Origin of the sequence: Nocardia sp. NPDC060249 (assembly GCF_042728755.1) — a bacterium.
GTDB lineage: Bacteria > Actinomycetota > Actinomycetes > Mycobacteriales > Mycobacteriaceae > Nocardia.
This window is the reverse complement of the sequence record NZ_JBHXAQ010000016.1, coordinates 85,374-95,501: the sequence shown is the minus strand read 5'-3', so window position 1 is coordinate 95,501 and position 10,128 is coordinate 85,374. Positions and strand designations below refer to the sequence as shown.

At 68.9% G+C, this 10,128-nt stretch carries 6 protein-coding genes and 1 pseudogene; 3 read left to right on the top strand and 4 right to left on the bottom strand.

Annotated elements, in window-relative coordinates:
* Positions 1–124: 124 nt before the first annotated feature.
* Positions 125–313: pseudogene (locus ACFWFP_RS31920) on the bottom strand (DNA (cytosine-5-)-methyltransferase); the annotation flags it as partial.
* A gap of 187 nt (positions 314–500) precedes the next feature.
* Complete coding sequence (locus tag ACFWFP_RS31915) at positions 501–2,123, bottom strand: DUF2207 family protein (RefSeq protein WP_379301303.1); 1,623 nt, start codon at positions 2,121–2,123, stop codon at positions 501–503.
* A 278-nt stretch (positions 2,124–2,401) separates the two neighbouring features.
* Here ACFWFP_RS31915 and ACFWFP_RS31910 point away from each other — a divergent pair, with 278 nt between their 5' ends.
* Positions 2,402–3,313: a neutral zinc metallopeptidase gene (locus ACFWFP_RS31910; protein WP_379301301.1), complete on the top strand. Its 912-nt coding sequence runs from the start codon at positions 2,402–2,404 to the stop codon at positions 3,311–3,313.
* A gap of 191 nt (positions 3,314–3,504) precedes the next feature.
* Positions 3,505–4,641, top strand: coding sequence for a neutral zinc metallopeptidase (locus ACFWFP_RS31905; RefSeq protein WP_379301299.1), 1,137 nt, complete (start codon positions 3,505–3,507; stop codon positions 4,639–4,641).
* Here the strand turns inward: ACFWFP_RS31905 and ACFWFP_RS31900 are convergent.
* Both ACFWFP_RS31900 and ACFWFP_RS31895 read right to left on the bottom strand, forming a co-directional pair.
* Positions 4,638–5,915 (bottom strand): ammonium transporter, encoded by a 1,278-nt coding sequence (locus ACFWFP_RS31900; protein ID WP_379301297.1) that lies wholly within the window; start codon positions 5,913–5,915, stop codon positions 4,638–4,640. The genes ACFWFP_RS31905 and ACFWFP_RS31900 overlap by 4 nt on opposite strands.
* A gap of 66 nt (positions 5,916–5,981) precedes the next feature.
* Entirely contained in the window at positions 5,982–6,806 is an 825-nt protein-coding gene (locus tag ACFWFP_RS31895; protein ID WP_379301295.1) for a hypothetical protein, read from the bottom strand.
* A gap of 445 nt (positions 6,807–7,251) precedes the next feature.
* Here ACFWFP_RS31895 and ACFWFP_RS31890 point away from each other — a divergent pair, with 445 nt between their 5' ends.
* Entirely contained in the window at positions 7,252–9,963 is a 2,712-nt protein-coding gene (locus ACFWFP_RS31890; protein WP_379301293.1) for a DNA polymerase III subunit gamma and tau, read from the top strand.
* The last annotated feature ends 165 nt before the right edge of the window (positions 9,964–10,128 follow it).

Here is a 10,128-nt window from a genome sequence, read left to right as displayed (position 1 = left end):
GCGGCGCCTAACCGGCGGCCCGGCCGCGGACCGGCCACTTCGTGGCCGTCCCTCCCTAGGGGTCGGGAGTGCGGTGGGTGGGTTGGGTGGGTTGTGGAAGACGGGGACGTCCTGGGTGCGCAGTGGCCCAGGCGTGCCGGAGCTCCTCGAGGGCGGCGGTGATGTGGCGCATCGCCGCGCCCCGGCCGAGTTGCAGCATGAACGGGACATTCTCGATCGACAGCCACCGTGGCCCGCGCTGCCTGCGAGCCAGGCGGAACACCTCGTCGACCAGGCCGGAACGACGGCTGGTGATGCCTGCGGTGCGTCCGGAGGTTTGTGGCTCGGTCGTCCTCGAACGTGTAGGTGGGGGGCTGGTGGCCTGGTCGACCTCGACGCGCGGGGTGGGGGCTGGTGGCCCGGTCGGCCTCGAACGTGCAGGTGGAGGGCTGGTGGCCTGGTCGACCTCGACGCACGGGTTGGGGACTGGTGATCCGGTCGACCTCGACGTTCAGGTGGGGTCAGCGCGGGTTGAAGGCGCCTTCCAGTGCGGTGATGAAGAACGGGAATTGGGCGGCGAAGCGGTGGAGGTTGGGGTCTCGGTCGTAGCCGGCGAACCAGTAGAGGCCGGGTTGTGAGTCGTCGGCGGGGTTCATGTCGCGGAAGGTGCGGATCCAGTTGTCTGCTCGGCCGCTGATCACCGTGTAGGGCAGGGCGCGGGAGAAGATCGTCTCCTGGTCGATGGGTGGGATCCGGTCGCGCACGACGGTGTCGAGGCCGCGGTGCATCGCGCGGATTCGGCCTGCGACGGTGTCGCCGAGGGGGGTTCGGGTGGGCAGGTAGTTGGGGAGCAGCATCGCCGCTCCGCCTGCCAGGGCGATGGCCACGCCGACCAGGGCGTGGCCCGCGGTCAGGGCCAGGGTGACCGTGATGATCAGGCCGAGGGCGATCAGGGCGGCGCCGATCCAGCGGGGGAGAGCGCGCTGTTTCGGGTCGGCGAAGGCGCCGGTGGCGACGGCGTCGTTGCGCATGGCGGCGCGGATCGGGTCCAGTTGCAGGCGGCCGGGGGCGCGCAGTTCGCGGACGGCGACGGTGTCGGTGCCTTCGGGGAGCAGCATGTCGTAGACGGTGCGCTCGTATTCGCGCAGCTGGTCGTCGGGGGCGTTGACGCGGCTGATGCGCCAATCGTCTTCGCCGCGCGCGTTCACGGGGGTGATCCACAGGTAGCGCCGGACGGCGAGATCGACGACGGTGGCGGCGATGTCGACCGGATCGGCGTGTTCGTCGATGATCAGGCCCGCCTCACCGGGGAGCACACCGTCGGGGGAGGTGAACTCGACGCGGCCGCCCTGCTGGATCAGCGGATCGAAGGCGTCGCTGCCCGCCACCGCGGCGGCGGCGCGCTTCCGCGCCAGCAGCACGTAGGCGATCATGCCCGCCAGCGCGAGCAGGAAGGCGCCGAAGGCCGCGAGCACGGGGGTGGTGAAGGCGAAGGGGCCCGTACCGCCGCCGCGCACATCGGCATTCGCGGGCACGGTGCCAGGGGGCATCTGCAAGGTGAGGTCGATGGCGTCGCCCTTGCGCAGGTCGGTCTGGTGCAGATACAGCACGCCGTCGGGTTCGGTGTGGACATCGGCGCACGGCTTGGCATTGCCCGCCGAGCCGAGTTTGCAGTCGACGATGCCCATTTGGAAGCTCGGGCTGATCACCGAGACGTCGAGCACGGCGATATCGGCGTTGAGCACGCCCAGCCAGTGGAACACCTGCGTGCCCGGCATGTCGGAGACGGTGTTGTGCACCGTATACGTGAACTTCGATTCGCCCGGCTTCGCCTCGACGACGAACTGGTCGTTGACAGTGGTGGCGGTGCCGGAACCGCTCGCGGTCACATCGGTGACCTTGAAGACCCGTTCGACATCGTCACCGACCTTGAGGCGCAACGGCAGTGACATCGTGAAATTTCCGTCGGCGGGTACCGCGACAGTTTCGATGACTTCGAGCACACCGGTTTCGGTGAGAGTGAGGTCGGCGGTGATCGAAACACCGGAGGTGGAGGGCTCCGTGTGGGCTACCGGCGCGGCCACGAGCAAACCCGCCGCGGCGAGCAGTAGCGCGCCTGCGGCGCCCCCCCGAAAAGTCAGCATGGGTGCTTACTCTAGACAGCTTGCTATTCTGCGTCAGCGGCTGTCGACGACTCATGAGACGAGGGGGGTACGGGGGAGTGACTCAACCACCGTACGGTTATGGGCCGAACGGCCCAGGTGGACGACCGGTTCCACCACCCCCCGGCTATGGTCCGCCCCCGGGATACCGGCCACAACCGGGGTACGGGCAGCCAGGTTATCCACAGCCGCAGGGCTATCCACAGGGTTATGGGCAGCGTCCGGCGTATGGTCCGCCGCCGGGATACCGCCCGCCGCCGATGCCCTACGGGCCGCCGGGCAGGCCCACTCCGCCGCCGCGTAAGCGGGGCGGTGGCTTCACCTCGGCAGTCCTGGTCGTCATCTTCCTGCTGGTCGGCGGGCTCGTGAAGTATGCCGTCAATACCGGCGTCGACCTCGGGATCGGCGCGATCGGCCCGAAACCGACCACGACCTATACCCCCCAGCCCGGTACCGCGCCCGCCGCGACCGGCGACAACCCGCTGCTCACCGACTCCGACGGCACCCTGGTCCCGGCGTCGTGCAACTACGCGCCGTGGGGCACCCAGGTGGACAAGGCTCGCGCCTTCTTCGAGTCGGCCGCGAAGTGCCTCGAGGCGGCATGGAAGCCGCTGCTGGCGGAGAACAATCTGCCCTTCGAGTCGCCGACGCTCAGCATCACCGCGACCACCGACGGCATCACCACCCCGTGCACCGGGTCGACGAGCAACTTCGCCGCCTTCTACTGCCCGGCGAACAAGACCATCTACATGCCGATCAGCCAGTTGCAGACCGACCAGTTCCGTGACAACTGGGTGGTGTACCTGTCGGTGTTCGCGCACGAGTACGGCCACCACGTGCAAGCCCAGTCGGGCATCCTGCGCAAGGCCAACAGCGAGCGCGTCGACGCGGGCGCCCGCTCGGCCAAGGGCCTCGAGCTCTCGCGCCGAGTCGAGTTGCAGGCCAACTGCTTCGACGGCATGTTCATCGCCTCCTCGAAGGGCGGCGGCTCGCTGACCTCCTCGCAGGTCACGGTCGCCACCAAGGATTCCTACGGCCGCGGTGACGGCCCCGGCGACATGCGCGACCACGGCACCGCCGAGCACGGCGGCCAGTGGTTCGAAACCGGCCTCAACCGCAACCTCACCGCCCAGTGCAACACCTTCACGGTGTCCGCGAGCGAAGTGAACTGAGGCTGTGCTGTTCCGCCTCTCCGCGTCTTCTGGCCGGACTCGTGTGCCGCATAGGTAGCGTTGGCGGCTGACGGTGTAGTGCGGGGTGGGTCAGCCCGTTCCCGGTGAGTTACCCATGTCCGTGCGTGATCAGTTGTCAGGTGATTTCTATGTATCCCCCGCCTCCTCCGCAGCCGCCGTACGGTAGGCCGGTGCCGCCGCCGTACGGCGGGCCCATGCCGCCGTACGGGGGACAGGTGCCGCCGTACGGGGGACAGGTGCCGCCGTATGGGGGACAGGTGCCGCCGTATGGTCGGCCCGCGATGCCGCCCTACGGCAGGCCGTTGCCGCCGCCGTACGGCTATGCGCCGCAGGGGTATCCGCCGCCGCGTCGCGGTGGATCGGGGGCCGCCGGTGCGGTGCTGACGGTGCTGACCGTGTTCGGGGTCATCGGATTGCTGATTGCCGCGGTGACCCTGTCCGATCAGAGCTCGCCCGGCTCGGTCGCCAAGACGACGCCGCCGAGTTTCACCTACAGCTCGAATTCGCCGGTGCCGACCACGAATCCGACGTCGGCGCGCGCCACGACCACCGCGCGCACCACAGCACCGACAACAACCAAACCCGCAGGACCGCAACCTGTTATCGCCCTCGGCCAGCATCCGCTGTTCAAGAACGACGACGCGGGCCTGACGAACATGGACTGTGATCTGCCGCGCTGGTCGACCGCCGCGGCGGTGGCCAAGGCGTTCTTCGCGGCGGCGCAGGTCTGCCTCGATCAGATGTGGCGGTCGAATCTGGCCGCCGCGAATCTGCCGTTCAAGAGCCCGGGTCTGGTTGTCGCGGAACAGCCTTCGGAGCTGTCATCGCCCTGCGGCGGCGCCAGCAGCGACGCGTTCTACTGCAGCGCGTCGAGTACGATCTACATGTCGACGGCGGGTCTGGTCCTGCACAACACCCCGTATCCGCCGATGGAAGCGCTGTCGGTCTACGCCCACGAATACGGCCACCACGTCCAGGGGCTCACCGGTCTGCTGCATGCCTCGTCGAACCAGCGCCGGGAACAGGGCACGATGTCGGCCGGTGGGCTGGAGACGTCGCGTCGAATGGAATTGCAGGCCAGCTGTTTCGGCGGCATGTACATCGGTTCGTCGGAAGCCGGTGGTTCGTGGACCTCGCAGGAGGGCTACGCCGCGGTGAAGCACAACTACAACCGCGGTGACGGCAACGGCCGCCACCGCGATCACGGCACCCCCGACCACAACGGCAACTGGTACAACCAGGGCTACACGAAGAACCGCAACTTCGAATGCAACACCTGGCTGGCACCAGCCGACGAAGTCAGTTAATTCCCGTAGTGACCCTCACCGAAGCGTCGCGGTGAACTGCCGTGCACCCCTTCGGCGTAGGCGGTTTCGGCGTGCAGGGCGAAGTCGATGCCCGCTGTTTCGTCTTCCTTGCTCACCCGGAAGCCGATGATCTTGTCGATCCCCTTGCCGAGCACCCACGAGACCGCGAACGCGTAGGCCGCGACCACCAGGACCGCGACGAGCTGCTTGCCGAGCTGGGCGAGGCCGCCGCCGTACAGCAGGCCGTTCACGCCGCCGGTCATCACCTGAGTGGCCAGCAGACCGATCAGCACCGTGCCCACGATGCCGCCCACGAAGTGCACGCCGACCACGTCGAGTGAATCGTCGTAGCCCGCTTTGTGTTTCCAGCCGACCGCGAACGAACACACCACGCCGGCGGCCGAGCCGACCAGTACCGCACCGAAGGTGTTCACCACACCGCAGGACGGGGTGATCGCGACCAGACCGGCCACCGCACCCGAGGCCGCGCCGAACGTGGTCGGCCTGCCGTCGCGGATCTGTTCGACGATGAGCCAGCCGAGCATGCCGAGACTGCCCGCGACCAGGGTGTTCAGGAAGACCGCCGCCGCGGTGCCGGTGGCGCCCAGCGCGGAGCCCGCGTTGAAACCGAACCAGCCGAACCACAGCAGACCGGCGCCGAGCAGCACGAACGGCAGGTTGTGCGGACGCATCGCGTCGATGTTGAAACCGATGCGCGGTCCGAGTACCAGCGCCAAGGCCAGCGCGGAAGCGCCGGAGGCGATCTCGACCACCAGCCCGCCCGCGTAGTCGAGCGCGCCGAAGTTCAGCAGCCAGCCGTCCGGCCCCCATACCCAGTGCGCGATCGGCGCGTACACCGCCAGCGTCCACAGCGGAACGAACACCATCCAGCCCGCGAACTTGGCACGGTCGGCGATGGCGCCGGACACCAGGGCGGCGGTCAGGATCGCGAACGTCAGCTGGAAGGTGACGAACAGCAGCTCCGGAATGGTGCCGCGGACGGAGTCGGGGTTGATCCCGGCCAGCCCGAGATGCTCGAGATTGCCGATCAGGCCACCACCCGCGTCCTCGCCGAACGCGAGGCTGTAACCGGCGACCAGCCAGACCACGGTGACCAGCGGGATCGCGATGAAGCTCATCATCAGCATGTTCAGCACGCCGGTCGAGCGCACCATCCCGCCGTAGAACACGGCCAGGGCCGGCGTCATCAACAGCACCATGGCGGTGGCCGCGAGTAGCCAAGCAGTGGCCGCCGGGTCGATCGTTGCGGGCACGGTAACTCCTTTCACGCGTGGATGCGTTGCGAGAAAGTTACCGAACACTCACCGCGGGTGGCGGCGCTAGCCCCGGTTTTCCTTGGCCAGTGCCCGCGCGCCGCGCTTGCCGGGAACGGGCAGGTCATCGCCGTCGGCGAGCCATTCGGCGGTGGTGAGCCAGCGGCGCTGGGCGTGCGCGTCGGCCACGTCGAAGAACAGGCGGCGGCCGCGATCGTCGCGCGCGTCGCGGGCGAGCACCGCCCAGCTCGGCGGCTTGCCGCGGTCGGCGGTGTGTTCCACGACGAAGCCCGCGACCAGCTTGCCGACCATGTTGACCGGCTTCTGCGAGACCCGGTTGCCGTATTTGGTGGTGTGCCAGCGCCGTGCCGGACACAGTGAACCGGGGCTCGCGTTCGAGGCGATCCAGCCCGCGCGCTGCGCGCGTTCGATCAGCCACAGATGCTTGACCGCCGACGGTGCGATCTCACCCACCCGTTCGGTGATGAGCGCGCAGATCTCGGCGTCGGCGAGGATATCGCGCCTGGTGGGGCCGATATCGTGGTCGGTCCAGTGCGCGGCGGCGAGGCGAGCCAGCACGCGGCCGAACTCGTCGATGCTGCGCTGGGCGCGGCGGCCGAGCCGCTCGATCCGCTCGGCCTCGCGGCGCATCTCGTTCTGCGCGGTGAGCGTGCGGATGGCCGCCATCGTCGGCACCTGCCCGCGTTCGAGCAGTTGCAGGATGGCGTCGGCGGTCGCCGGGTCGGCTGCGGCAGCGACGGGTAACGAGTCGCGTTTGATGTCGAAGTCTTGGGGGCTGATCGCCCGGCTCAGTAGCCCGACTGCGGCGTTGTCGCCGGCGAAGTCGGTATGGGCGAGCCAGGCGGTTGCGATGTCATCACACGACAGCACGGTGAAACGTTCCTCCGGTCGGTGCGGTGGGGGAGCGATCGGTGCGCGAAGGTTGTGCCCCGGTCGGGATGAGGGACCGGCCGGGGTCACCAACCTGATGAAGGTTTGGCCACCGAAGTTGCCGAGATCCACGGTAGCCAGACACTTGCGCCACTGTCACGACCGTTCATTATTTCGTTACATCCGGTAAGGGGCTGTCAATCGGGGAATTGGTATGCATTACTCGGGTAAGCAGTATCAATAGATTGTTCATCGGTGGATTCGCTGCGTATGGAGCAGTCGATAGCTCGTCCGTTGCGCCCTGTGGCACGCTTTGTACGTACGCTCCATACCGTGAAATGCAATGTGATTTAGGTCACATCACTATCAAGGTCTCGTTACCTCGCGCGGGTGCAGTGCCAGCCGCCGATAAACCCTGTCGGACGCTCTCGGTAGCCTGTGGGTCGTGGCTCTGTACCGGAAGTATCGACCGGCGACATTCGCAGAAGTAGTGGGTCAGGAGCACGTCACCGACCCGCTGAGTACAGCGCTGGATACCGGACGGATCAGTCACGCGTATCTGTTCTCCGGGCCGCGCGGCTGCGGTAAGACCTCGTCCGCGCGCATCCTCGCGCGGTCGCTGAACTGCGTGGACGGGCCGACGTCGACGCCCTGCGGTACGTGCTCGTCGTGTGTGGCGCTCGGGCCGGGCGGCTCGGGCAATCTGGACGTGATCGAACTCGACGCGGCCAGCCACGGTGGCGTCGACGACACCCGCGAGCTGCGTGATCGTGCCTTCTACGCGCCCGCCGAGTCGCGCTATCGCGTGTTCATCGTCGACGAGGCGCACATGGTCACCACGGCTGGTTTCAACGCGCTGCTCAAGATCGTCGAGGAACCGCCCGCCCACCTGATCTTCATCTTCGCCACCACCGAGCCGGACAAGGTGCTGCCGACGATTCGCTCACGCACACACCACTATCCGTTCCGGCTGCTGCCGCCCGCCACCATGCGCGGACTGCTCGGCAAGATCTGCGAGCAGGAGCACGTGCCGGTGGAGGAGGCGGTGTATCCGCTGGTCATCCGGGCCGGTGGTGGTTCGCCGCGCGACAGCCTGAGCGTGCTCGACCAGCTGCTCGCGGGCGCCGGACCGGACGGTGTCACCTACCCGCGCGCGGTCTCGCTGCTCGGCGTCACCGATGTGGCGCTGATCGACGACGCCATCGACGCGCTGGCCGCCGATGACGGCGCGGCCCTGTTCAACACGGTCGATTCGGTGATGGAAGCGGGTCATGACCCCCGCCGGTTCGCCGTCGACCTGCTCGAACGGCTGCGCGACCTGATCCTGTTGCGCGCGGTCCCCGACGCCGCCGACCGCGGGCTGGTCTCCGGTCCAGGCGACGTCATGGAAAGAATGCGTGACCAGGCCGAACGCCTTGGCCCCGCCACCCTCACCCGCTACGCCGAACTCCTGCACGAGGGTCTCGGCGAAATGCGCGGCGCCACCGCTCCGCGCCTGCTCCTCGAAGTGATCTGCGCCCGCATGCTGCTGCCGTCGGTGTCCGACGCCGAGTCGGCGACCCTGCAGCGGCTGGAACGGCTGGAACGCGGATTCGCGAGCGGATCGGCCCCCGCTCCCGCGCGCCCGGGCCCGGTCGCGGGTGAGTCGGCCGAACGCCCGGCCGCCCCGCCGTCCAGTGGCCGTCGAGGTGCGGAACTCCTCGCCGCCGCGCGCGCCCAGAAGGAAGCGGCGACCGGCGGATCATCAGCAGCCGACGCCGCGAGCCCTGTTGCCGCGGAACAGAAGACCGTTGCCCCGCCCGCGCCCGTAACGTCCGCACCGCGCGTGTCCCCGACAGCGTCTGCGCCCAGTGCGCCGACTGCCCCGCAAGCGTCGGCCCCGCAAGCGTCGGCCGCAACGCAAGCGCCGACAGCACCACCCGAGCAGTCACCGCCTACGCAGTCCACACCGCCCACGCAGTCCACACAGGCAGCGCAGTCTGCACCGCCTGCGCAGTCCGCGGCTGCACCGCAGTCCGCACCGCCGGCGCAGTCCGCGGCTGCACCGCAAGCGCCGGCCGCACCGCCTTCGCAGCCCGCGCCTGCGCAGTCCGCACCGGCAGCGCAGTCCGCACCGCCTGCGCAGTCCGCGCCGACGGCAGCGCCCCCGCAGGTCGAGCCCGCCGCGCGACCGATCGGTTCCGGGCACAGTGCCGTTGACAACCCTTCGGAAAGGGTTGCTTCCCAACGGCTTGCGGCAGATTCTCCCGAGGCCGAAGCGGCCCGCCCCGCGCGGGCTGACGCCGGTCCTCGGCCGGAAGGCACGGGCCCCGAACGGTTCTCCAGGCCGTCGACCAGCGGTGGCTCGCCCGGCGCCGGCCTCGACTCGACTCGGGCGCCGGGAGCGGTAGCGCCGCAGGTGGGTTCGCCGGCTCAGCCGGAATCCGAACCGGGCGGAGCCGAAGCGCCGGCGCGGGCCGAGGCTGCCTCAGCGCAGGTGGAGCCGCAGGTCGGCGCGGCACCGGCCGAGGATCTGGTCGGGATCGTCGATGCCGCGTGGCCGGAGATCAAGGGCCGGGTGCGGGAGTTCGGGGCTACCTTGCAGGCGCTGTTGTCCGGGGCGGCGGTGTCGCGAGTCGAGGGTGACGTGATCGTTTTCGCGCATCCGGCCGCGCCGTTGGCGCAGCGGTTGTCCGATCCGCGCAATATCGAGGCGGTGCGTTCGGCGGTGCGGGCCGTGCTCGGACGTGAACTGGATGTGCGCTGGGAAACCGGTGCGCCCGCGCCGCGTCCCGCGCCCGCCGCCAAGGCCGGGCCCGCGCGGGGGACGGGAAATCCGGAGAGCAAGCCCGCGGGACGCCCCAAGTTCTCGCGGCCGAGCCAGGCGGCGGGCAACCAGTCACCGAACCGGGCGAACCGGCCCTCCGACGATGACATTCCGCCGCCGGATTTCCCTGACCTCCCCGACGACCCCGGCCCGGACGAGGGGTTCGAGGCCCGGTCCGGCGGTGATTCCGCGCGCAGCGCCGCCGTTCTCGCCCCGCCCACCCCGGAGGAAGAACGGGAGATGCTGGCCGCCGCCGCGGTGCCGGTGGCTCCCGGTGACCGTCAAGACCCGGACGAGGTCGCGCTGGCGTTGCTACGTGAACAGTTCGGAGCAAAGAGTCTGGATGGTTGACAGCCACCGTCCGTACCGCGTTAAGTTAACCGGAGTTCGCACACCACGGTAGTATGAACGGGTGGCCGGTTTCACCGGATGAGCATGGTTCTATGCTCCGCTGGTGCCTGCCGGGATTTGTACGGCGTCGAGACAATTGGTCGTGGCGTTCGTGCGGCCACCGCA

Coding starts and splice junctions, on each gene's coding strand:
- ACFWFP_RS31915 (WP_379301303.1), bottom strand. CDS start 2,123: ATGCTGACTTTTCGGGGGGGCGCCGCAGGCGCGCTACTGCTCGCCGCG.
- ACFWFP_RS31910 (WP_379301301.1), top strand. CDS start 2,402: ATGCCCTACGGGCCGCCGGGCAGGCCCACTCCGCCGCCGCGTAAGCGG.